Source organism: Lysinibacillus sp. FW12, assembly GCF_050817245.1.
GTDB classification, from domain to species: domain Bacteria; phylum Bacillota; class Bacilli; order Bacillales_A; family Planococcaceae; genus Lysinibacillus; species Lysinibacillus irui.
In genome coordinates, this window is the sequence record NZ_CP139094.1 from 2521800 (window position 1) to 2543062 (window position 21263).

Below are 21263 nucleotides of genomic sequence, written 5' to 3' on the forward strand. Positions count from 1 at the left end.
AAACTAATCACATCCTTTGCGGTGTGCAAGTCTTTTTAAACGACCTAACTCTTTGGCAACTTCATTTCCATTCCTACGCGTTAGTTTTGCGTCTGATTGCTTTCCGCTAGAACAATATCTAATCGCCGCATTCACCGTCATAATTACTAACCTTTTTAAATTTTTGTGTACCTCTAGTTGAGTCGCTTTTACTTCGGTCTCAATCACTTTTAGCTTCGGCAACATCGACTCACGCTTATTAGAATCTGCGTCTATTAAAGCGCCTGCTAAAAGTGTGGCATTTGTTAAAATCTCTATTTCTCTGTCTGTGTTATTCATTTTCCTTATCCTCCTTGCCTTTCTATGAATAGAAAAAGGCACAACGTCGGTTAAACGTCATGCCTTTCGTTAATATTGCGTTATTCCGCATTTGTGTCTGTCGTTACATCTTCATCAACTAATAACCTTTTCGCTTTTGCGAACAATACACGGTCTGCGAGTCGTCCTGAACTTTGAGCTACAGTCGCAAATTGCACGAGTTCGTCAATTGTTACTGGTTCACTTTTTAATACTTTTTTATCTAATGTTGAACGTAATACTTGATGATTTTTAGCTATTGTCATATTTATTTACCTACCTTTTTTGTTGTTTTTGGTGCTACCGCGATATAAAAATCCGCATCAGCATCTTGTTTAATCTGATCAATCTTGCCGGAATAATCTCTAAGCTCTCCAAAAAGTCTACTTATTCCCGACGGAACACCCTGTCCACCAAAGAATTCAAAATACTTTGTTGGATGAATAACCCCTTCAATATAGCGAGTTCTGCCAGTAGTTTTATTTGCCTGAGACATTTCCTTCATTTCTGCATATAAAGGATCGTACTCATCTGAAATCTTATGATGATCGATTAATGCAGATTTCAGTAAATCTCTCGCTAAATCTAATTTTGCTTGCACAGTAGGCACGTACTCTGATTGAACTTTCGGACAAAACTCGCTACGATAGGTATTAACGACCTGTACCGGCGAAATTTCGACTACCGGCAAAGCCTGCATTGCAAGTTTATAATCTCGTTCTCTCCGGGCAATGACTTCTTTTTGCAATGTAATATCGTCGTCAATCTTTGCTAGCTCCGCTGTTTTATCCTCGCCCTTGCCTACCGATTCTGTAAAAGTATGTTCATACTGCTTCTCGAGTTCTCGCAATCGAGATTTAGCGTCATCCCATGCTTTCAAATACTCACTAAGCTTAGTTGATCGCTCTCTATGTTCCTCTTTATATTGGTCTAGTAGTTCAAAATTAAATATTTGCATATTCTGTCTCCTTTTTTAACCACGCTATCAAGCGCTCTAATTTTTTGATAATAAAAAGACGCCACTTTGCTAAGTGTTGCGCCTCTGCTTCCGTATTTAGTTCATAAATCTCGACTAATTCGTCGTATGCACGGTCAATATACGTTTTTGTTTCATCAAGCTCGCGTCGATAAATTATCGGCATATCACATACGATTAAATCACGATAAAGCTGTTGGCTGTCCGTTTCAAGGCTATCAAGCTGTAAATCTATAACTAAGTCGATTACGTCAATTACAGTATCAAAAGGCCGCGAAATCGAAGCAATTTCGTGCGATATTCCTCTATTATTGTCCTGATAAACAAGTAACGTAATAAAACGCGTTGATTCAACGTCATGTAGCGATAGAAAACCGAATCTCATTTAATAAAACACCATGCCATTAATTACTCGCGGCCTTGGCGGTCGCTGTCCGTGGATTTCGATACCATTTTTGTTGTACTGCTTTTTACGATGCTTCGGCTTTGCTCGCTTACCATCGCCATGATAATTAGATGAATACGTTTTACGCTCCATATCGTTTCATTTCCTCGCTTTCTTCTTTAAAGCCTTGTTTCCAGGCTTCGATTTCTTGTTCGTTTGGCTCACGCCTTAATAATCGACTTGCGAATTGTTTAACGAATTCATGCCAAAGCTCATCTGTGAAACTAGTTGATCGCTGGTAATAGTCATAGATGTGTAATTGTCCTTTTGAAGTATTACAGCTACGGCAGCAAACAACCACGTTATCATCGATATTGTGTCCGAGATATACGTGATCGAGCGTCGCTTGTTTTGCATGTTCCTTTTCCCGTGTAAGTTCGTCACCACAGTAACAGCATTTATCTGCGGTTAATACAGCGTTAATAGTCACATTTGTATAAAACACAGTGTTACTATGACGATATTGGTGTTTACGGAATCGCTCCCGTATGTAAGCTCCATTTTCATAACGAGCTTTACTACGACATGCCTTACATTGGTACTCTCGTCCTTGTGGAGCTTTTGGGCGTCGAGTAAATTCGGTTAGATTCTTAATTTCTCTGCAAGTACGACATTTACGTGTCATTTCACACCATCTCCATTTTCAATTCAATTAAAAAACGCTCAAACTCGATTGTTCGTGGGAACTCGCGAGTGAGCGCTACTTTTAGCCGTGTCGACGGATGTTTTCTTTTATTTTCTACTTCCGAAATTAATGCTTGTGTATAGCCAAGCCGAGCTGCAATTTCCTTTTGTGTCAGCCCGTGAAAAAGCCTAGTAAATCGTAGGTACTCTGAAAAGTCCATGATTATCAATCCTTTCATTTTTTATACGTTTTTATAACTAATGGGTAAATAAAATAGCCGACTTTTCCGTATCGGCTTCCTCATATATAGCCGAGTTGGTCGTACCTAAATTTTATAACTGCCTAATGCCGCCATTTGAGCGCGAACACGTTCTTGTTGTAGCTTTTTAGCGCCATAACGTGCTAGCAATTCCGCCTCAATTTTCTCACGACTTTGTTTTATTACAGTTACTTTTCCATATCCTACATGACCGCCTAACTTAACGTGAATATTACGTGGTACATTGTATCCATCATAATCAATTTGTTCCGCAGTTTTTCGCTTACCTCCCATTTCTGCCTTCCGTTTTTGTTGTGCTACATATTGCTCGAAGTCGTCTCCGAATGAATACACCTTTCGTTTACGGTCATATTCAAACATATGCCAATCAGAACTCCAAAACGGATACTCTAGCGGTTCTCCCTTATATGATGACACATAATGTAAATCTAACCACGACAGACGGCGCACCTTACCAACCTTACGCACTTCTCGTCTCCATGCTTTCAATACAATATCTTTTCCACGGGCGCACTCTTTACTGCATATTACTGAACTATTGTTTTTCGTTTTATCGCGGTAGTAATACCCACAGTGAGCACAACGGCGGACTTTCTGGTCATCAATGCCCTCAAAATGACCATCAATTAATGCTGCTGCGATTTCTAAAGCGTCATGATATTCGACGTTTGGTGGAAAGTATTTACGAGCTAACTTAATTGCTCCTGCTCCCGGCTCAACCTTTAAGAAAGTGTGTTTTAGTACATCGCCTTTTTTCAATGTGATACTCGTATTTACAGTTGTCATATCCAGTTCCCCTTTGCAGAATAGTTTTTGGTAGATTTTTTACTTTAGATTTCGTATCGGGCCCATTTTTCGAGTAGTTCTCGCATACGTCTAGCAGGCATATATAGATTGATAGATTCGCCATTGCGGATGCGTGAGCGCCAAACCCATTGAAGCAAGTCTGATACCGCTAGCTTATCCTCACTAACAGTTATATCGTGATCTTGAAAGAACGACTTCTCGATAGGATGCATGTAACGGTTGTAGCAGTACATTAAGGTTGAACGGTCTGCGTATTCGTTAGACGCACGGGCATTACACGCTAAAAATCCCTTTGTATAGCCCTTACCTTTTAAATCCGTTTGATAACTTTTAATCGTCGTCCATAAAACTTCGTCAGTCTTTGCTTTGATGATATTTCGGACATACGACTGCATACTAGAACGAATTGCAGCCATTTCTCCATCGCTTCGACGGCTCAGCCAACCTTTAGAAAACGCGGTCGGAACACTGCCATGATCGTTGTGGGGTCCGTCATAGAGAGTAATTAATGAACGAAGGTACTCTCGTCCTTCCTGGCGCTTGTCATACTCGATTAATTGGCCGTCTTTGACTGCTTTTAAATCGTAAGGAATCGAATACAACTCGAAATAATATTTCATTAACTGCGCCTCAAATAGATATGTCAAAACGTATACACTAGTAAATGTTTCGAAGATTGAAGGCGGAAACGCATAAATTAAGTATTTGTCACGGTGATAAAAAAGCGTCCCAGCTTGCGCTAATAACTTGATGCGGTCGAATACCCCGTACTCATATTCAACTTCGCTCGCAGTCCAAACGACTTTGTTGTTCTCCATTTTTACTAAGCCTTTATCGAGTAGTAGTCGCATATCAGACGGTGAAACGCCTGCCTTATCTATGACGCTTATAACCTCGTCCAAAATCAACGTGTAGTTATTCTCACGCAACAAGTAGCGCAGTTCATCGTCTGCCATTTCAAAAAGGCTATGCGTCGCTACGATGTCTCTACCGTCCTCAATCAATCGCTTTAGGCTCGTTAATTTACTACCGCCTTCTACGTTATTCGTTGGTTGCACAAACTCGCGACCCGTTACCGAGCTAATCACACGGTCGACCTCAGCTAAGAACGGCGTAACATAAATGAAACGCTCCAATGGACTCGCACCGTTAATGTAGTCAATAGCATAAGTCGTCTTACCTGCTCCCATCACCGAATCAATTACCGTTACGTTTTTCATTTCCATTTGAAAACCTCCGATTTGTAGAATTATTGTTGTAGACGACGACCCCACCGCCTCAGCACTTTTTATATGCCTATCTTTAAGGGACAAAACGATATACACGAAGAAATGACAACAAAACTGAATTTACGAGAATATAAGTTACATAGAATTAGCGTTAAGCACTTTTATATCGATATAAGTGTTTATCAACAGATATCATTTTTGCGATTAGCAAAAATAGAAGTATGAGCGTTAGCGAATGCTTCGTAAAGAACTCTACGGCTCATTTCATTCGCCTATCGCTGCCAGTAAACTGTCATCGATGATAAGCACTTTTTATATACCTCTCTTTAAGGACGACACCTCACAAACGTTGATATGACGCGGTTTCTAACGGTCAATAAGCACTTTTTATTTCGGATAAGTGTTGCGGTTGAGGTCGTCTAGTACTCTTGGCGAGAATTTCATCGATAAGATGTGATCGTTCAAATATAAAGACAAGTTTGCCTCGCCTATGTCGACTTGGCTCCATTTTGATTAAAGCTTGTCCCGCATCGATAATTTCCTGTGCTACTTGGCGAGAATGGATTACTATAAATTTTTTGATTTTCGCTTGCATTGTTGTTCATCCTCCTGTATAATGACATTATAAATAATAAAAAATGTTATGATGGATATAGTTTGCACGAAAACTGACATACCAACTTTTATTATATCGTCAGCACTTGCGGAATGTAAAGTGCTTTTTTGCATTTTTTTTAAACTTTTTTTCTTCTATTACATATACCCGAACGAAAACTCAGTTTCGGACATGTATCTGATAATTTTCTTCCTACTGTACATGCACACTTGAATTTTCAGTTTAGGTACAATTTTTCACAAAAATTCATTCCTCCTTGTTAAATTGCTTGCATCATAAGTTCCGTTTCAGACGCCGCGTAAATTACGTTTTGGACTTCTAAATTATCGCCCATGAATACGTAAAGAGCGCCTTTACCTTCGCTATAATATGCGTCAGTTTTACGTCCAGTTTGCTCGAATAGCTTCCGCTGGATATTTACTATACCTTTTGCGGTACTCATACCGTTCATTCCTCCATTAATTTAGCGTCGAAGTGTTTTTAATAATAATTACACTAACTTATGATTTAAAACCGTTTTTAGCAACGGCTATAAAGGCTAAATAAAGGCGTTATACTTATGCCAATGAAGCGATGTTCTTCCTTTTGTATAGCACATTTTAAGGCGTGCTAACCTTCGTATGATAAATAAGTCGACTAACGATGCAAAACCGTTCTTAGCCACGTTTATAAAGGCGGATCGATGGCGATATTTCTTTACTATCTAGTTAGGTTAGTGCAAAAAGGAAATTTAGAATATAGTGTTGAATTATGATTAGAAAGTTAAAAAAAAATCGGAAGTGGTTATTAAAATGCATGAAATATTAAATAGTTTTATGAACGATCCTTGGTGGTTGATTTCAACAAGTATGTCAGAATCACTAACTAAAGAGTTAGAAAAAGAAGTTTCACCAAAACACATTCTCTACGGAAAAGTAGCTGTAGCTGTAGCTAGAAGAGAAGATAATGATGATGTTATTTTTTGGATTCAAAAGCTTAATAAATATGCTGTAGTTCATTTAACATATTCAAAAGAAACTTCAAGTGAATTTCCTATTACAAGACTATTTACATTGAGTGAGTTAGAAGAACACTGCAAGTCTGTTTCAAAATTGCATAAAACTAACGGAGGATATTAATAAAAGCTAGGCGTTAGCGCACCTAGCTTTCAACGACCATTGTTGGCGCAAAACGGACAGCTCAACTCGTTGGCGCAAGTGAGCTTCCCCATAACATTTCTCTTTAATATCGTTCTGGATTAATTTGAAGCCGAAATTACTTCCTCTATAGTTAATGTCATCTTAAAATCTCTTTTCCAGCGTTTACTGACTTTCTTACGAATGTTTACAGAAGTTTCAATATCCCCGGCTATATTACGTAGTGGATTTAAAACAGCGTCCAACCTGGCCATTTCATCCTTCACTACTCGACGCTTTTTAAGTGTGTCTTGTAATTGCGTTACAAAACTTAACGAAAATTCTTCCGTTGGGTCGATTCCCTCTAAGTCGTGATACATACTACTAATATACTTATCTAGGCGAGACAACTCTTTAGTTAATAGGCCTCGTTGATTGTTTAATTCCGATAATAATCCATTAAATTTTGAATGATACTCGCACATATTAACTCCCCCAATCTCTTATTTAAGTAAATATGACGTCACAGATAATGCCATACTGGGTAAATTACGTATTAAGAAACTAATCGATCAACTTGCGCTAATGCCAGGAGTAGTTGCTCCGCTGTGTAGTTGCTTAGGTTTCCTATGATATTTGCTAATTCCGCTGTGTAAACTAGATTGATATCCTGGTCATTAATCATTAATGTAGCTTCACATTCATCTGCGCAAGTAATTAGCCGCACACCTTCCATTAATTCCGTTGTCACCATCGTTACTGAGTAGTCGTCATCTAAAGTTACGTGTTCAATAGTTTGATTCATCTGTAAAGCCTCCCCATATTTTAAAATTCTTAATATAAGCAACACTCGTCGTTTTTATTACTTGAAAAGTATTACTTAATTCGTAATATAAAGATACCATCTTGCATATCATACGTCAAGCGTAATACGGGAAAAGTTTTATATTGTTTTAAAACATGCTATACTACGAGCAAGGAGTGATATTATGACAATAAAAATTACACTGAACGAGACATTAGAAAACACATCATTAACACGAAATGCAATCGCAGTTAAAGCAGGAATAAGACCGGCGACACTTCATGAATTAGTAAACAATAAAACCAAAGGAATCACTTTTGAGACATTAAGTAAAATCCTAAACGCCATGAACGAATTAGACACGACACGCACTTACGATATAAAGGATATTTTTATTTATAAAAAGTAAAAAAGCACAGGCCGTATTCGCCTGCGCTCAATATTTTGCAATTATTAATTAAAAAATGCCGGAATAACGTGATGTAGCACTACATAAGCACCTGCACCGATACCCATTCCTACCACAAATAGCATCTAAAACACCTCGCTATATTTTTTATTACTTTAACCCGTATTCGCAAAAAACATACGGAGGTGCAACATTGGAAAGTGTTTGGGATTTAAGAGACAGCTATAGTCCGTTAGTAATCAGTAAACCAAAAGAAACTGTCTCGGAAAGAAAGACTCTGAATAGTAGCCTTAAAGTTATGTATTCAACGATCCCTTTATTAGTGACACCAGGAATTGCGTACGCAAACGACGGAAGTAGCACGTTTTTTAAAATTTACGATACAGTTATGACTCTATTCGATCAAGGTGTCGTATTGGTTATCGTATTTGCTGGCGCTTCTTGGGCGTTAGGTCACCGCAGTAAAGCTATAGAATTATTAATCGCTTGTTGTTGCGGATATTTATTAGCAGCTCATGCCGTCGAGATTCGCGACTTTTTAAAAAGCATCAAAAGTTAGTTCTAAAACGACATATCAGCTTCATAAGCTATATAGCAACAACGTGCTATTAGCTTTTTCCAAAAAACATGACGCTTTGCTGCCCTCGCAGTGAGGCGTTTTACTATTTCATCAGCGCAATTTGACCTCAAACTTAAGATGATTTATCATTAATATAGTAAAATAATGGAATTTGGAGGACGCAGAAAAATGGATAATAAACAAAAAATTAGATACATGATTCTTAAAGAAATAAACGATGGAAATTTTAAATTTTTAGATGAAAAAAAATTCTTAGAATTGGATTTAGGAGTAACTTGGGATGCTTTTGTAGACCAAGTTAGATTCCTAGATAGAGAGGGATATATAACTAAACCGCGTTATGGTGATGATTCTATATATTCTCTAACATCTGAAATCACCGAAAAAGGCGAAAATTATTTAAATGAAAACTCAACTTTATCTAAACTTTATAAAGGCTTAAAGGAATTTAGAAGTTGGCTTATTTAATATAAATCACTTGACTTTTTATTCCCCATTTTCAGCAGAGTAGCTGCACGCTCCGGGAAATCGGGCATAGTGGTTACCTATTATCGCTAGACACGTAGAAATACGCGAATAGCAACAATAAGTAACAACCGCATATTTCAGCGTCATAGTGACGTCCTGGGTTTCTCGTATGCTCCTGTTAGATTGGGATATTTCTATCCGTATGTACTCGTCTATTTATCGTCCTAGACGTGCGGCAGTCCTTAATTGAGAGTATTTGTCCGCTTGTACATGCTTACCCTAGCCGTAACTAGCCGATAAACCATGCCGCGCCCTTAAATGGTGGCGCTCACCAATTCGTCGCAACCGTAACAGGAAACGGGTTGACCTGCGATATATTCCGTAGTTTGCGATGTGACGGACGGCACTGACCAGGTTAGATTAACGACGAATTAGTGGGCTACCTCGTCGGACTACCGAAAAATAGGCGCACCTAAATAAGCCTAGACGTTGTAATTTTTTCGAAAAGGCTGTACAATAGCGTTACATTGGTGTGTATGCTATTGCTTTGCGGTAGTCATATTCAGTTGAGGTCGAGTGTTAGCGCACTCGGCTTTTTCTTTTACCTATAAGTCAAAATCGTTCAACGGATTGTATTTCTCATTCTGTTCATGTAGAGCCGTTCCCCATAGTGCAAGGTACTTTTCTGTCATACTGAGATTTTTGTGTCTTAAAATTTTTTGAAGCGTGAAAACGTCTCCGCCCGACATCAAAAATCGGTGACTAAAAGTATGTCTAAACGTATGTGCTGAAAGTCGAACATCAGTAAAGTTCATGACTTCTTGTAACTTCATAAACATGTTTTTAATCGAATCATAGGTCAATTGTGTATTGTTATACTTTACAAACACAAAATTTGATAATGTACCAAAGTGCCGTTCACAGAACAGCTTATATTCCAGTAATTCTTGTAGTACCTTTGATGTTAGCGGGACAGTTTCTTGTCTACGATTTTTGCCATAAATAGTCATTAAGTAGTTTTCTGTATCAATATCCGACCACTGCAAATTTAACAACTCTCCAATGCGTATTCCTGTGCCAAGTAATGTGGTAATAATGCAACTATTCCTAAAAGCTATAAATTGCTTTTCTTTGCCTTTTGTTCTCCTGTAATATGCCAACATTTTTCTTATGTGTGTATCCGTAAATACTTCAATTTGTGTATCTTCTTTCATCTTGCTTATTTTGATCATTGGATTCTTCAACAAAAACTCATTGTCTTGTAAATGATTAAAAAATGCTTTCAAATGTTTCAATTTCGTATTTATAGTAGGTGCTGAGTTTCCACGTTCATTTTTACAATAAAGTAGATAACTTTTGATAATAGTAGGTGTAATGTCATCTACATCAACTATCTCTTTTTCATATAGCCATCTTTTAAACTCCCTAAAGAAGGCCTTGTAACTATGCAAAGTATGTTTACTAAGATTTTGCAGTTCCTTTTCATCCAAAAAATCCTGAATAGCAAATTTTAATAACACAAAAAAGACACCCCCATTTAGATTCAGTAATCTAAAGAAAGTGTCTTCGTTAATTAGAAAAGTGGCTACATGACCCCACTATCCTAAATTTAATTATGTAGACTCGAAAATATTGATATGACAATGTTTGTAGCGTATCACCATCCCATAATAAAAAGCTATTCCTCGTAGGTTTATGGTGTGTACTCGTAACAGGCAGGTATCCTGACTCATGATCATCGCTTCTTTTCTCCTTCCCGTCCAAAGACAGTGGATGCTGAAAAGTCGCTCACATTTACAGTTGCGGGACAGTGTCGGATTCTCACCGACTTCCCTTTTAAGCAAATTGCACGCAATTTACACCTATTACTACACGCTATTTAGTTGATAAGGAATTTAGTATTACCCTTATCCCTTATAAATTATTAACTCAATTGTAAATCTTTGTGAATTAAAAGTCAATTTTCACAACATTTTACAAACTATCATTTACTTGCAAAACCTCTATTTCACATACCTGTAACCCTAATCGCACCGGTGTGTTAAGATAAAGGTTCTACTGTTATATAAGTATTGCTATAAAGAGGCATAGTAATATTTTTTACATTCCACAATTTTTTAAATTCCTTAATAGTAACTTTACGATTATAGCTATTGTTAGCATCATTACAATTCACCAGTTGCCTTAATGATTCTGAAAGATAGACAAACTGCTCGTCATATCCTACAACAGGGACAAAATGCAAATTATTAAAATCCTTATGTACTTTAATGAAAACAATTACGGGTGTTCCTTTACTTACTTCATACTTTAATGTATCTATTGTTCCTTTAAAATAGCTTGTTTTCAATCCCTTTTTCCTTAACACCGTCCGGATGCCCTTTGGATACACATTACCTGACCTCATTTTACTAGGGAAACTAGAATATAATGCTTCACCATCGGCCTCTATTCCAAAATGTCGCAACACATACGCTGTTGAAAATCCTGCACATTCCCTGTTATTTTGTATGTCGATTCTATTATTTCGTTTAATTAGATAGTTAGCCGGGTATCCTCTTTTTCGTAAAACAGGAACAGGAAATGTCATTAAATATGCATTTATCATAGTTGATATAATAATCCATAAAATAACTGTTCTAATTATAAACATACTACTCCCCCAATGCTTTGCTGCCATATCACAACAATATTCAAAGCCCTTCTACTTGCATCGTCGTTAGCGCATAATTAAACAATCGAACCCATTAAAGTACATTTATTTACAACCTTCTTTAATTCCAAACGGTATCCATCTACCATTATATCTAGTAATAAAGTAAGCATCGTACCCAAAGCCATATAGTTCCCTCATGATAATAACTCCAATTGACTCCTCCTCCTTGGTGATGCTTTTTTATGTAATGAGTTACTAAACTCGATGAAACTGGAAACCGCTAGAGACGGTCATATCCTCTAGCGGTTTTATGTAATAGCTTCTTATTCAACTTACCAAAGTTTTGCGTACCCCATTACCACTTCTCATTATGCTTATGAACTTTTCTATAAACGTAATCAGCATTATCAAGTCCCTTCCAATTGCTAACAAAATTCAGAACGAGCATAAAAATTCCGAATAAGGCAAACGCCACCATATAATGACCTAAGAAAAATAACACAAACGCCGCAGCTAATAGGACTATCATTAAAACTATACCAATGACCTGAAATTTGCGCTTCCTCTTTTCATCCATCTGGTTAACCTCCAATCAAAGGAATTATCTTTGTTTACTATTATGGTTTATTTTACCATAGTTTAGTCAGAAATCATCCATTATTCAGAAAAATTCCTTATTGATTTTGATAGGATATTCTTGTTTTTTGTCGAAATAGTTTCATAGACAATTAAATGAGGTGTTCGTGTATGGAATTTATCATAGATCATGAATGTTTTAACAAAGCTATTTCGGACGTTACTAAAGCTGTGTCTTTAAAGACACCGTTCCCCATTCTGGCAGGTATTAAGATAATCGCTTATGATCATTGTTTAGTACTCGTCGGAAGCAATTCTGATATGATCATTGAGAGAGTGATTCCTCTAACGATTGACGAAGTAAAAGTACTGGAGATTTATCAACCTGGTAGTGTTGTGATTTCTGCTAAATTTTTAAATGGGCTTGTTAAGAAATTGCCTAATAAAATACATATCAACGTGAATGAAAAACAATTCGTAACTATTCAATCTGGCGAAATTGTAACAAATTTAAATGGCTTTTATTCTGAAGAGTACCCAAGTCTTCCTCTATTTGATGAAACCGACTATATTGAAATCCCTAGTGTAGTACTAATGGAAATTATTGAACAAACTGTGTTTGCAGTCGCAAAAAGTGAGTCGAGACCTGTTTTGACAGGAGTAAATATGATATTCAAAGAGAATCAATTGACGTGTGTTGCAACGAATTCCCAACGATTAGCTTTAAGAAAATATGTAATAGAATCAAGCATAAATGGCTCATTTACCGTTCCAGGAACAAGCCTAAGTGAGCTGATGAAACTCATAAATAACGAATCGGGTGTAATACAATTATTTGTAATAGACAACTATATGATATTTAAATCTACTACTACCTTACTTTATACAAGATTAATAGCTGGAACTTATCCCAATGTTTTTGAACTCTTACCAAATCATTCGAAGACAATCATTACGCTTAACAGGAAACAACTATTAAAGGGTATTGATAGAGCTTGCCTTTTTGCAAACGAATGGAAAAATAACAATGTCAATTTAGAAATAATCGATGGGAGTAAAATAAAAATTTCCTCCAACTCCTCCGAAATAGGAAAAATAGAAGAAACCCAACCTATCAAAGCGATTAACGGTGATCGTGACCTACGTATTTCATTGGATGGCAGTTTTTTAATGGATGCTTTAAAGGTAATAAAAGATGAAGAGATTAAAGTAAGTTTTGGTGGTACAATGAGACCCATCTTCATTGAACCGGTTGATCATTCCTCTTCCCTTCACCTTATTTCACCAGTACGTTCGTATTATTAGAAGACTAGGCGTTTACCCGCCTAGTATCTCTTATAAATTGATAACTACTCAAAATCCTTCCACGTATAATCTAACGATAAGATACCGATATGCTTTGCTATTGTCGAAGTATCCATCGTTTTAGTTGCGACTGCTGGTTTTCGAAAACAAACTAGCTCCTTGTAATAGCCAAACATTCTACAAATTTCAGGTCGTACGGCATGGATGCCACATCGATCCTTTTGTAAATCGTAAAAAATACATGTACCCATAAATCGTTGTTGGTTTTTAAGCTCTAAACGTATTTTACTAGGCATCGATTTGAGCTTCTTTTTTATGTTCTTTAATTCCTTCTCTGTGATTGGAACTGGACCACAGCATAACCCCTTACACCCTTCACATGGTAAGTTTTCCATCTTCATTCCCCTTTCATTGCACAACAAAAAAAGCCTCGCATACATGCGGGCTTTAGACGATGTGTTTTGTAAATGTTACTCTTATTATACCATACATTAGGTTCCTAGAACATACTGAGCTAAGACACTTTGTACTTTATAAATATTTGTCGCCTTGTTGAAGTTTTTTTGAATCGGTAACGAACTGCCTGATACCCATATTTTGAGCTCTGCATCTAAATCAAATGTGCCGGCTGTTTCCACTGAAAAATGCACAATATTTTTATAGGGAATGGAATGGTACTCGGTTTTTTTACCCGTCACCCCCTGCTTATCAATGAGGATTAATCGTTTATCGGTAAAAATAAACGTATCTCTTATAATTTTATAGGCATTTTTGATTGTTTCATGTGGAATTAATAAATCCTTTACTTCCTGCTGTAATTTATCTAAATCGACCTCACTTGCATTGCCGATTAACCCATCAAATAATCCCATGATCTTCCCCTCTCACTTCCGTTTATTTAATGTATTACAAAGATACAAGGGCTACGACAAGAAATGATGGTATTATTTAGTTTATAGGAGGTGAGGAGTTGCGTGTAATGATGGTTGCTTTTTTGGCCGTTTTCCTCTTTGGCTGTAATGAAGAGAGGCTACCAGGTGGCGAGTTAACTAAGGTCAGCCTCTCAATTGGAGCTGAATTTGGTCAAATAAATACTGATTTTATGGTTATATATGAGGATGAGGAATCACTTGATTTATTCCAACAAGCCATTTCTACAGCCGTCAAAAACGAAGGCGTTGTGGATATGGCTTCACCTGAATATGATTTGCAAGTAGTGGATACTGCTGGCAACAAATATGGCTATCATCTTTGGCTAGGTGAGAATGGACAAAGCAGTGTGCTCATGAATACGAAAGACACACATACGATCTACACAATCTCAAAGGATTATACCGAGGCACTCATAGCCCTTGTTCGGCAATAAAAAAACACTTCCGTTTATTTAGGGCTACGACAAGAAATGATGGTTTAATTTAGACTAAAGGGCCCTTTTTACTCATGGCGATATCAGCTCATGGTGATTCCCCTTCAGCTCGATTCTATAATGTCCGAACGTTTTTTTTCTTTCATCAGAGCTTAAATCACCGGAGCGTTGAAAGCCAAATGTAGTGATCCCGTTCCCATTAATTGTCCAATCATAGACATTACCTAATGTGTCAAAGCCATAATAAAATCCAGGCTTACCTAAATAATCGGAAAACCATTGTCCATTGGTAAATGTTGCAGATTTTAAATTGCTTGTATCCTCAGCATTGAGTATTCCACGCTCATATCTTGTCAAGTAAAAGACATTGTTTTGATATGTTTTTACCGACTTTATTGGTGCTTTCTCAATCGCAACTCTTGTAATTGCATCGCCATCCACACGATATAAAATAAATTCCTGCGTTGTGTTATAGGAATAATTCAAATAAAAATGGCCCATGTCCGTATTAAACCATATATCCCCATATCGAACCGAGTTTTTATCCTCAATTAATTCCTGATAAACAAAGGGCTCGAAATCACTAAAGGTGTTGCTAAATACTAAGTGACCGTTTTCTTTAATGACTGCCATATATCGATCACTGTAGACAATGGATTTTCCTTGATAGAGTAATTTAAAAATATGGATAAGATTAAGGTTTTCAATTGCTGTGGCATGAACGTCCCTAATTATAATCAAACGATATGGTTGAATCTCTGCATTTTTTAAATAAATGACTTTTTTATTAAATTCCTCACCAATATACCTTAAAGGAATATACGTTGAACTGTTGTATATGCTTGCTGCCACATCCATTTCGCTCAATTTACTGTTTATTGAAATATTATTATCTCCTATTTTTAGGGAAATGGTTTTAGTAGCGTATGTAATGGTAATGGACTGTTTTTTTGTATTAAAATCTACCTTTGCACCCAATCCTTCAGAAATAAAACGAAGGGGTACTAATGTTCTTCCATCTTTAATAATCGGCTGAACAGCAGATACTTTCTGCCCATTAATAAATGCCATGGAGCTTTCAGGAGAAAGAATCATACTATTTTTCAAGTCATGTTCAGATACATCTTCATAATAGTCATAAAGATTTTCTGCGTGTGCTGTGAAACCAAAAGCTAGGAACAATGTAAAAGTAAATAATATGAGGATAAATTTCAAGTTCATTCTTACACCTCTCAATAATGAATGTTATATTTTAAAAAAGCATACAGGTTTTTGTTACCAATATATGTATTATCCTTAGTGTACCACTTTTCCGTCAGGTGTTACTACCTCTAATGTCCATACTTTTTCTCTAACTAGCGAAGCTCTTTTAAACTATTGCAATCTAACGAATAAAAGAAGAAAGGGTTCTACATAGTAGATTGGTCTAATATGTAGAACCCTAACGATTAATTAGAGCCATTGAGGAGCCTTTTGCCATTTTATTGCTTGTTCAAAATAGGCTAGCTTAATTAAAGTGACTTCACTAAATGCAGTAGCAGGAAATGCAATACCACAGGGTCTCCTACTTGCCATATTACCTACTGGGACAGCAATTGTTGGATCGCCTGCTTTGGTACTTATTGTGGAAGCCTATACGGTCCTTTTTGATCAAAGCTGGCTATGAATACATGACTAGTTCTTTGGCTGTTAGCCCCCTTCCTTTGAATGGCATATATAGTCATTTCCTCTCTTTAATCCTATTACATTTTATCTCCATCTACGTGCTCCCAGTCTTTTTCTTACATAAGAAATTACAGGAAAATGCTTATGTATGATGGATCGCCTGAAACAGCCTCTGGGCATAGCTGTCTGTGAAAGCAAAGCGATTTTGTTCCTTGTAGCTCTCGTCCACAATTTCTCCCGCCTTCATGACATAAATGCGGTCGCATAAATAAGAAACGGCCTTTAGATCATGCGAAATAAACAATATCGCCATGTCTCTTTCTTTATTGAGTGTGACTAATAAATCGATTATTTCCCGTTGTATTAAACGATCTAGACTCGAAACAATTTCATCACAGACGATTAATTGCGGCTCAATTAAAATGGATCTTAGTAAATTGACACGTTGTCTTTCACCACCACTTAGCTCTGTAGGTAAGGCAAGTAAGATATCTGCTGGTAGCTTAACTTTCTCTAGCATGGTCTGTAAATACGTATCATTTACTGATAATTGATGCTGTAATGGCTCTCTTAATAGTTCCCTTACCGTCCACGTTGGGTTTAATGCCGCTGTAGCATTTTGAAAAATGAGCTGGCATCTTTCATAAAAAGAGGTGCGATTATGTTTGGTAATAGCTTGGTTTTGAAAGAGCACTGTTCCTTTGTTCGGCTTTTCTAGCTGCATGATTACTTTAGCCAATGTACTTTTGCCGCTGCCACTTTCCCCCACTAAACCTACTAATTCACCATTTCCTACAGTAAGGTTAATATCTTTTAATACTTGCTGTCCTCTTCGATAGCTTTTAAAAACATGGTCAACCTGCAGCAACAAAATTTACGCCTCCTAAAAAATGATTAGCCACAAGCTGCTTCGTATATGGATGCTTCGGCTGTTCAAAGATGTCTTTCACATGCCCTCGCTCCACCATTTCTCCATTTTTCATTACAAGAATAAAATCAGCGATGGCAGCAGCAACACCTAAATCATGGGTAATCAATAGTATTGTCGTTCCTAGTCGGGTATGAAGCTTTTTCAATAGTTGAATAAATTCCTGCTGATGGAGCATATCTAAGGCGGAAGTTGGTTCATCCGCTATTAAGATGTCTGGCTCATTGTATAAGGCACAGGCGAGCATACAGCGTTGGAGCATTCCCCCTGAAAGCTCAAAGGGATAGCAATCTAACACATTTTCTGGTAAATGAAAGTCCTTTAACATGACTTGGATGGTAGCTAAAAAATCCTTCTTCTTATGACCCTTCCGTAAAGCACTTAACGCATACATTTGTTGCTTTATCTTTATAGTCGGTGAAAAACTATTGATGGCATCCTGGAAAATCGTAAAGAAATGTTTTTGACGTAGTGCCAGTTGCTCCTGTTTCGATAGCTCCATTATATTTTGACCATTAAAATAAATTGACCCTTCCACTGTTGCATGAGCAGGAAGCATGCCAAGCAAGGCTGAAATAGTCGTGCTTTTCCCACTACCACTTTCACCAATCATCACGGTAATCTGCCCTTTCGGCACAATGAATGACAGATCTTTGAGAATTGTTTTTTCATTCATTCGTACCGCTACATTGTACATCTTAAACATGTGTCCGCTCCCCTCCCTTCTTGAACGTACTTCCTATTGCTTGTACACATAAAATAGTTATAAAGATTAATAGTCCTGGAAACAGCCCCATCCACCAAGCACCAACTAGTAAATCATTTTGTGCCGTATAGAGCATGGTCCCCCAGGACGGAATGGCTGGTGGGACCCCAATCCCTAAAAAGCTTAAAGACACCTCCGTAAATATAGCGCCAGCAAAGTTAAAAATCGTTACGACAAAGATGGCGGGAAAACTATTACGTAATAAATGGCTAAAAAGAATTTTCCACAACGGTGTACGGAACATTTTAGCCATTTGTACAAATTCGGCTTCCTTTAAACGGATAAATTCAGATCGCACAATACGTGCTGTGACAAACCAGCTCGTAGCCCCCATAATAATCGCCATGCGCCAAACGCTCCCCTGCATAATCGCTTGAAGGGCAAGGACGATCACTAAAGAAGGAATGGTTAAACAGGCCTCTAATATACGCATCATCACGGCATCAATAGCCCCGCCAAAATAACCACTTATGCCTCCATAAATAATGCCAATTATACTGGCTAGAACAACGGAAACAATGGCGATGAAAAGAGTCACCCTCCCACCAATAAGCAAGCGGGATAGGACATCTCGGCCTAATTGATCTGTTCCGAGGAAATGTGTCGTAGTAGGCGCCTCATAAATATGGTTCATATCCATCGCATTTGGTTCAAAAGGAGCGAGGATAGAGGAGAAAAGGGTCAAGCCAAAAATGAAAGCAAGAAGCACTAACCAAAAGATGGGTATCTTCCGCTGTTTTTCTTTTCTCATACAAGCCCCCCTCTTCTTAACCTAGGATTCAGGCAAATCATTAGGATATCAATGAGAATTAAACACATAACAACCACAACGCCAATGAGTAAAATAGCCCCCATAAGTACAGGAAAATCCTTAACCATGACTGATTTCACCAAAAGCTGTCCTAAGCCTGACCAGCCAAATAAGGTTTCAACGACAATGGAGCCTCCGAAAAATGAAGGAATGGTAACACCGACATAATTGATATAGGGAATCATGGCATTGCGTAATATCATCTTACGAATTTCATGCTCTGGCACTCCGTTGGCACGTGCAACTTGGACATAATAGCTATGGTTCTCAGCCTTCACATTCTCCTGTAAAAAGCGGGCGAATACCCCGACATGTGACAGAACAAGGACTGTTAAAGGAAGGACCATATGGTATAGTCGATCCACCATCCCTCCATTCCCCCGTACATCATTCATCCCCGATGAAGGAAACCAGCCTAGCTGTACGGAAAACACCATGATAAATACTATACCGAGCCAAAATGGTGGGATAGCTGAACTTGCAATACTGACAATGGATAGTCCTCTATCTAGTAATGAACCTTCCAGCATCCCTGCCCGTAAGCCGAGCCAAATGGACGCAATCGTTACCATAACTAAAGTCAAAACAACGAGCTGTAGTGTATTCGGTAAACGTTCCTGTAAAATTGTTGCGACTGGTCTGCCCTCTTTTGCCGAGTATCCTAAATTGCCTTGTAGTACGCCACGAAGCCAAGAACCGTATTGATACAGTACTGGTTGATCGAGATCAAAGGCTTTTTCAATACGCTCCTTCTCAGCTGCGGATAATGTTTGCGCATTGCCACCATAATAAGCTGCAGCTGGATTACCAGGAGCGGCATGCATCATGAAAAAAGAGAGGAAGCTCACGATAATGAGGACCATTGTCCCCATTATCACTCGCTTCCCGATCCATTTAGCGATCATTCCATTTCCACTCCTCGACATTCCATAGGAAGCCAGCCCCGTGGTGACCTAAAATTCGCTCTTTGACACCATGAATCTGTTCATTGATGCCATATACTGCATCCACGTAGGCAAAGTAAGCGAAAGGTGGATCTTGTGCTAGTTCCTTTTGTAATGCCATATAGACTTCCTTACGTTTTTCAGGATCAACGGTTGTTCGTCCTTCCTCTAGCAAAGCATCTACTTTAGCATTGGCATAGCTGCCGTAATTATAGCCAGCACTTGTGTCGCTTGATTCACCCGAGTGGAATAAGCTATACGTATGATGATCTGCATCATATGGACTACCCCAGCCCACCATAAAAGCTTCTGAATCTTCAATGACAATATTGCTCCAATCTAGGGCAGCTACATTCACATCTGCCCCCACCGCTTTATAGCCTTCTGCTGCATAATTAGCCATATTGACACGCACTGTATCGGTAATCGGAGCCGTAATCGTAAATGCTAATTTTTGACCATCCTTATAGCGGAAACCGTCATCCTTTAATGTCCAGCCCGCTTGTTCTAGGAGCTCGTTGGCTTTCTTGACATCATAAGAATACTGTTCAATTGTGCTATTGGCAAAGGCATGCTTTTGTAATGGTGAGTATGCTTCCGTACCGTAACCATGTAAAATGCCCTTTACAATACCAGCGCGATCAGTTGCATAGCTAATGGCCTTACGAATCGTCACATCTTGCCAAATAGGAAACTTCATATTAAATAAGAGACCGCGATAATCTGCTGATTCTACTTCATACATTTTTAAATGCTCTACTTTTGAAAGCTCCTCCACCTGATTCGGGTCAAGAAGCGCAATATCTACCTCACCAGATTTTAGCTGTAAAGCTCGCACATTGCTATCAGGGATAAATTTAAAAATGACTTTTTCAATTGAAGCCTTTGTGCCAAAGAAGGCTGGGTATGCTTTTAGTGTTAAGCTTGTTCCTTTATCCCATTGCTCAAACATGTACGGACCAGCCCCAATTGGTTGTTGGTTAAACGAAGCCGTTCGCATTTCTTGCCCTTCGAAGGCATGCTTTGGCAAAATTGGCACCGTTAATTTATCTAACATCGGCGTAAATGGCTCGTCTAATTGAATGGTCATTGTTGTGTCATTGATCTTGTTCATTGATGCTACATGGTTAAAATCAGACTTTAAATAGGAGCCGTTTTCATCATCTAAAATACTGTCAATGGTAAAGATAATATCGTCTACTGTTAATGCCTGCCCATCATGGAACGTCACATCTTGTTGAATGGTAATTGTATAAGTCATCTGGTCATCAGATATTTTAATGCTTTGAGCAATATCATTTACCGGAACATTATGCTCATCAAAGCGCATCAGACCTCTAAATAAAAATGCATCTAGATTGGTTTCCTCCAACAGCGGATTTAAACCCGCAAACTCAGATTCCGAGGCAAAAATAAGCTCATTTGCCTTAGACGATGATGCAGCAGCTGGTTGTTTCTTTTCCCCCTGACTAGAGGCACAGCCAACAAGACTTATTGCTACTATCATCAAAAGTATGAATAGGGAACTCTTTTTCATTTACTATCTCCTTTATCA

At 38.0% G+C, this 21263-nt stretch carries 29 protein-coding genes, 1 pseudogene and 1 riboswitch; of the genes and pseudogenes, 6 read left to right on the top strand and 24 right to left on the bottom strand.

The features are described from left to right. Positions 1-3 precede the first annotated feature (3 nt). The 10 genes from SJW71_RS12960 to SJW71_RS13005 all read right to left on the bottom strand — a co-directional run bounded on the left by SJW71_RS12960 (position 4) and on the right by SJW71_RS13005 (position 5756). A complete protein-coding gene (locus SJW71_RS12960; RefSeq protein ID WP_431810967.1) occupies positions 4-318 on the bottom strand; it encodes a hypothetical protein in 315 nt (104 codons plus the stop codon). Positions 319-398: 80 nt separating this feature from the next. Beyond that, complete coding sequence (locus SJW71_RS12965) at positions 399-602, bottom strand: hypothetical protein (protein WP_431810968.1); 204 nt, start codon at positions 600-602, stop codon at positions 399-401. 2 nt (positions 603-604) lie between these two features. Next, the gene (locus SJW71_RS12970; RefSeq protein WP_431810969.1) at positions 605-1294 is read right to left on the bottom strand and encodes a hypothetical protein; all 690 of its coding nucleotides are present in this window, start codon (positions 1292-1294) and stop codon (positions 605-607) included. Then, positions 1281-1697: a hypothetical protein gene (locus SJW71_RS12975; RefSeq protein ID WP_101966998.1), complete on the bottom strand. Its 417-nt coding sequence runs from the start codon at positions 1695-1697 to the stop codon at positions 1281-1283. The genes SJW71_RS12970 and SJW71_RS12975 overlap by 14 nt, the downstream gene beginning before the upstream one ends. Positions 1698-1839: 142 nt before the next feature. After that, complete coding sequence (locus tag SJW71_RS12980; RefSeq protein ID WP_431810970.1) at positions 1840-2382, bottom strand: hypothetical protein; 543 nt, start codon at positions 2380-2382, stop codon at positions 1840-1842. Between the two features lies 1 nt (position 2383). Next, entirely contained in the window at positions 2384-2602 is a 219-nt protein-coding gene (locus tag SJW71_RS12985; RefSeq protein ID WP_216485988.1) for a helix-turn-helix domain-containing protein, read from the bottom strand. Between the two features lie 105 nt (positions 2603-2707). Then, positions 2708-3448, bottom strand: coding sequence for a hypothetical protein (locus tag SJW71_RS12990; RefSeq protein ID WP_431810971.1), 741 nt, complete (start codon positions 3446-3448; stop codon positions 2708-2710). A 44-nt stretch (positions 3449-3492) separates the two neighbouring features. Then, positions 3493-4695, bottom strand: a complete 1203-nt coding sequence (locus SJW71_RS12995; RefSeq protein ID WP_431810972.1) for a DEAD/DEAH box helicase family protein — start codon at positions 4693-4695, stop codon at positions 3493-3495. A 376-nt stretch (positions 4696-5071) separates the two neighbouring features. Then, positions 5072-5293, bottom strand: coding sequence for a hypothetical protein (locus SJW71_RS13000; RefSeq protein WP_431810973.1), 222 nt, complete (start codon positions 5291-5293; stop codon positions 5072-5074). A 280-nt stretch (positions 5294-5573) separates the two neighbouring features. Next, positions 5574-5756, bottom strand: coding sequence for a hypothetical protein (locus SJW71_RS13005; protein ID WP_431810974.1), 183 nt, complete (start codon positions 5754-5756; stop codon positions 5574-5576). Between the two features lie 349 nt (positions 5757-6105). Here SJW71_RS13005 and SJW71_RS13010 point away from each other — a divergent pair, with 349 nt between their 5' ends. Then, positions 6106-6432, top strand: coding sequence for a hypothetical protein (locus SJW71_RS13010; protein WP_431810975.1), 327 nt, complete (start codon positions 6106-6108; stop codon positions 6430-6432). A 119-nt stretch (positions 6433-6551) separates the two neighbouring features. Here SJW71_RS13010 and SJW71_RS13015 read toward each other — a convergent pair whose 3' ends face one another. Both SJW71_RS13015 and SJW71_RS13020 read right to left on the bottom strand, forming a co-directional pair. After that, a complete protein-coding gene (locus SJW71_RS13015; protein ID WP_431810976.1) occupies positions 6552-6914 on the bottom strand; it encodes a hypothetical protein in 363 nt (120 codons plus the stop codon). A gap of 71 nt (positions 6915-6985) precedes the next feature. Then, positions 6986-7234, bottom strand: coding sequence for a hypothetical protein (locus SJW71_RS13020; RefSeq protein ID WP_431810977.1), 249 nt, complete (start codon positions 7232-7234; stop codon positions 6986-6988). Between the two features lie 184 nt (positions 7235-7418). On the opposite strand from SJW71_RS13020, the gene SJW71_RS13025 reads away from it, so the two are divergent. From SJW71_RS13025 to SJW71_RS13035, 3 genes are all read left to right on the top strand, one after another. Beyond that, a complete protein-coding gene (locus tag SJW71_RS13025; protein WP_431810978.1) occupies positions 7419-7643 on the top strand; it encodes a helix-turn-helix domain-containing protein in 225 nt (74 codons plus the stop codon). A gap of 298 nt (positions 7644-7941) precedes the next feature. After that, positions 7942-8202 (top strand): glycosyltransferase, encoded by a 261-nt coding sequence (locus SJW71_RS13030; RefSeq protein WP_431810979.1) that lies wholly within the window; start codon positions 7942-7944, stop codon positions 8200-8202. A gap of 189 nt (positions 8203-8391) precedes the next feature. After that, entirely contained in the window at positions 8392-8691 is a 300-nt protein-coding gene (locus tag SJW71_RS13035; protein ID WP_431810980.1) for a YjcQ family protein, read from the top strand. A 605-nt stretch (positions 8692-9296) separates the two neighbouring features. On the opposite strand, the gene SJW71_RS13040 is transcribed toward SJW71_RS13035, so the two are convergent. The 3 genes from SJW71_RS13040 to SJW71_RS13050 all read right to left on the bottom strand — a co-directional run bounded on the left by SJW71_RS13040 (position 9297) and on the right by SJW71_RS13050 (position 11924). Beyond that, a complete protein-coding gene (locus SJW71_RS13040; RefSeq protein WP_322605031.1) occupies positions 9297-10211 on the bottom strand; it encodes a tyrosine-type recombinase/integrase in 915 nt (304 codons plus the stop codon). A gap of 177 nt (positions 10212-10388) precedes the next feature. Continuing rightward, a riboswitch (cobalamin riboswitch) is annotated at positions 10389-10572 on the bottom strand. 160 nt (positions 10573-10732) lie between these two features. Next, on the bottom strand, positions 10733-11344 hold the full coding sequence (locus tag SJW71_RS13045; RefSeq protein WP_274797063.1) for a C39 family peptidase: 612 nt from the start codon (positions 11342-11344) through the stop codon (positions 10733-10735). 358 nt (positions 11345-11702) lie between these two features. Further along, positions 11703-11924, bottom strand: coding sequence for a hypothetical protein (locus SJW71_RS13050; RefSeq protein ID WP_274797062.1), 222 nt, complete (start codon positions 11922-11924; stop codon positions 11703-11705). 170 nt (positions 11925-12094) lie between these two features. Between SJW71_RS13050 and dnaN the strand changes: the two genes are divergently transcribed. Next, positions 12095-13228: a DNA polymerase III subunit beta gene (dnaN, locus tag SJW71_RS13055; RefSeq protein WP_431810981.1), complete on the top strand. Its 1134-nt coding sequence runs from the start codon at positions 12095-12097 to the stop codon at positions 13226-13228. Positions 13229-13272: 44 nt separating this feature from the next. Here the strand turns inward: dnaN and SJW71_RS13060 are convergent, their stop codons facing one another. Next, the gene (locus tag SJW71_RS13060) at positions 13273-13623 is read right to left on the bottom strand and encodes a YkgJ family cysteine cluster protein (protein WP_431810982.1); all 351 of its coding nucleotides are present in this window, start codon (positions 13621-13623) and stop codon (positions 13273-13275) included. A 96-nt stretch (positions 13624-13719) separates the two neighbouring features. Then, positions 13720-14100 carry a PH domain-containing protein gene (locus SJW71_RS13065; protein WP_312506847.1) on the bottom strand — a complete coding sequence of 127 codons (381 nt, stop codon included), beginning with the start codon at positions 14098-14100 and terminating at the stop codon, positions 13720-13722. 107 nt (positions 14101-14207) lie between these two features. Between SJW71_RS13065 and SJW71_RS13070 the strand changes: the two genes are divergently transcribed. Then, positions 14208-14594, top strand: a complete 387-nt coding sequence (locus SJW71_RS13070) for a hypothetical protein (protein ID WP_431812206.1) — start codon at positions 14208-14210, stop codon at positions 14592-14594. Between the two features lie 72 nt (positions 14595-14666). On the opposite strand, the gene SJW71_RS13075 is transcribed toward SJW71_RS13070, so the two are convergent. From SJW71_RS13075 to SJW71_RS13105, 7 genes and pseudogenes are all read right to left on the bottom strand, one after another. Beyond that, positions 14667-15815, bottom strand: coding sequence for a copper amine oxidase N-terminal domain-containing protein (locus SJW71_RS13075; protein ID WP_431810983.1), 1149 nt, complete (start codon positions 15813-15815; stop codon positions 14667-14669). 231 nt (positions 15816-16046) lie between these two features. After that, positions 16047-16223 (bottom strand): annotated as a pseudogene (locus SJW71_RS13080) (amidase); the annotation flags it as partial. A gap of 178 nt (positions 16224-16401) precedes the next feature. Continuing rightward, complete coding sequence (locus SJW71_RS13085; protein WP_322605025.1) at positions 16402-17130, bottom strand: ABC transporter ATP-binding protein; 729 nt, start codon at positions 17128-17130, stop codon at positions 16402-16404. Next, positions 17114-17893 (bottom strand): ATP-binding cassette domain-containing protein, encoded by a 780-nt coding sequence (locus SJW71_RS13090; protein WP_431810984.1) that lies wholly within the window; start codon positions 17891-17893, stop codon positions 17114-17116. The genes SJW71_RS13085 and SJW71_RS13090 overlap by 17 nt, the downstream gene beginning before the upstream one ends. Next, entirely contained in the window at positions 17886-18704 is an 819-nt protein-coding gene (locus SJW71_RS13095; protein WP_274797052.1) for an ABC transporter permease, read from the bottom strand. Before SJW71_RS13095 ends, SJW71_RS13090 begins: the two co-directional genes overlap by 8 nt. After that, positions 18701-19669 carry an ABC transporter permease gene (locus SJW71_RS13100; protein WP_322610906.1) on the bottom strand — a complete coding sequence of 323 codons (969 nt, stop codon included), beginning with the start codon at positions 19667-19669 and terminating at the stop codon, positions 18701-18703. Before SJW71_RS13100 ends, SJW71_RS13095 begins: the two co-directional genes overlap by 4 nt. Then, on the bottom strand, positions 19659-21245 hold the full coding sequence (locus SJW71_RS13105; protein ID WP_431810985.1) for an ABC transporter substrate-binding protein: 1587 nt from the start codon (positions 21243-21245) through the stop codon (positions 19659-19661). Before SJW71_RS13105 ends, SJW71_RS13100 begins: the two co-directional genes overlap by 11 nt. Between the last annotated feature and the right edge of the window lie 18 nt (positions 21246-21263).

What these genes read in the sequence shown, in the direction of transcription:
- SJW71_RS12960 (WP_431810967.1), bottom strand. Translation starts at nt 318, where the DNA reads ATGAATAACACAGACAGAGAAATAGAGATTTTAACAAATGCCACACTT.
- SJW71_RS12965 (WP_431810968.1), bottom strand. Translation starts at nt 602, where the DNA reads ATGACAATAGCTAAAAATCATCAAGTATTACGTTCAACATTAGATAAA.
- SJW71_RS12970 (WP_431810969.1), bottom strand. Translation starts at nt 1,294, where the DNA reads ATGCAAATATTTAATTTTGAACTACTAGACCAATATAAAGAGGAACAT.
- SJW71_RS12975 (WP_101966998.1), bottom strand. Translation starts at nt 1,697, where the DNA reads ATGAGATTCGGTTTTCTATCGCTACATGACGTTGAATCAACGCGTTTT.
- SJW71_RS12980 (WP_431810970.1), bottom strand. Translation starts at nt 2,382, where the DNA reads ATGACACGTAAATGTCGTACTTGCAGAGAAATTAAGAATCTAACCGAA.
- SJW71_RS12985 (WP_216485988.1), bottom strand. Translation starts at nt 2,602, where the DNA reads ATGGACTTTTCAGAGTACCTACGATTTACTAGGCTTTTTCACGGGCTG.
- SJW71_RS12990 (WP_431810971.1), bottom strand. Translation starts at nt 3,448, where the DNA reads ATGACAACTGTAAATACGAGTATCACATTGAAAAAAGGCGATGTACTA.
- SJW71_RS12995 (WP_431810972.1), bottom strand. Translation starts at nt 4,695, where the DNA reads ATGGAAATGAAAAACGTAACGGTAATTGATTCGGTGATGGGAGCAGGT.
- SJW71_RS13000 (WP_431810973.1), bottom strand. Translation starts at nt 5,293, where the DNA reads ATGCAAGCGAAAATCAAAAAATTTATAGTAATCCATTCTCGCCAAGTA.
- SJW71_RS13005 (WP_431810974.1), bottom strand. Translation starts at nt 5,756, where the DNA reads ATGAGTACCGCAAAAGGTATAGTAAATATCCAGCGGAAGCTATTCGAG.
- SJW71_RS13010 (WP_431810975.1), top strand. Translation starts at nt 6,106, where the DNA reads ATGCATGAAATATTAAATAGTTTTATGAACGATCCTTGGTGGTTGATT.
- SJW71_RS13015 (WP_431810976.1), bottom strand. Translation starts at nt 6,914, where the DNA reads ATGTGCGAGTATCATTCAAAATTTAATGGATTATTATCGGAATTAAAC.
- SJW71_RS13020 (WP_431810977.1), bottom strand. Translation starts at nt 7,234, where the DNA reads ATGAATCAAACTATTGAACACGTAACTTTAGATGACGACTACTCAGTA.
- SJW71_RS13025 (WP_431810978.1), top strand. Translation starts at nt 7,419, where the DNA reads ATGACAATAAAAATTACACTGAACGAGACATTAGAAAACACATCATTA.
- SJW71_RS13030 (WP_431810979.1), top strand. Translation starts at nt 7,942, where the DNA reads ATGTATTCAACGATCCCTTTATTAGTGACACCAGGAATTGCGTACGCA.
- SJW71_RS13035 (WP_431810980.1), top strand. Translation starts at nt 8,392, where the DNA reads ATGGATAATAAACAAAAAATTAGATACATGATTCTTAAAGAAATAAAC.
- SJW71_RS13045 (WP_274797063.1), bottom strand. Translation starts at nt 11,344, where the DNA reads ATGTTTATAATTAGAACAGTTATTTTATGGATTATTATATCAACTATG.
- SJW71_RS13050 (WP_274797062.1), bottom strand. Translation starts at nt 11,924, where the DNA reads ATGGATGAAAAGAGGAAGCGCAAATTTCAGGTCATTGGTATAGTTTTA.
- dnaN (WP_431810981.1), top strand. Translation starts at nt 12,095, where the DNA reads ATGGAATTTATCATAGATCATGAATGTTTTAACAAAGCTATTTCGGAC.
- SJW71_RS13060 (WP_431810982.1), bottom strand. Translation starts at nt 13,623, where the DNA reads ATGGAAAACTTACCATGTGAAGGGTGTAAGGGGTTATGCTGTGGTCCA.
- SJW71_RS13065 (WP_312506847.1), bottom strand. Translation starts at nt 14,100, where the DNA reads ATGGGATTATTTGATGGGTTAATCGGCAATGCAAGTGAGGTCGATTTA.
- SJW71_RS13070 (WP_431812206.1), top strand. Translation starts at nt 14,208, where the DNA reads ATGATGGTTGCTTTTTTGGCCGTTTTCCTCTTTGGCTGTAATGAAGAG.
- SJW71_RS13075 (WP_431810983.1), bottom strand. Translation starts at nt 15,815, where the DNA reads ATGAACTTGAAATTTATCCTCATATTATTTACTTTTACATTGTTCCTA.
- SJW71_RS13090 (WP_431810984.1), bottom strand. Translation starts at nt 17,893, where the DNA reads ATGTTTAAGATGTACAATGTAGCGGTACGAATGAATGAAAAAACAATT.
- SJW71_RS13095 (WP_274797052.1), bottom strand. Translation starts at nt 18,704, where the DNA reads ATGAGAAAAGAAAAACAGCGGAAGATACCCATCTTTTGGTTAGTGCTT.
- SJW71_RS13100 (WP_322610906.1), bottom strand. Translation starts at nt 19,669, where the DNA reads ATGATCGCTAAATGGATCGGGAAGCGAGTGATAATGGGGACAATGGTC.
- SJW71_RS13105 (WP_431810985.1), bottom strand. Translation starts at nt 21,245, where the DNA reads ATGAAAAAGAGTTCCCTATTCATACTTTTGATGATAGTAGCAATAAGT.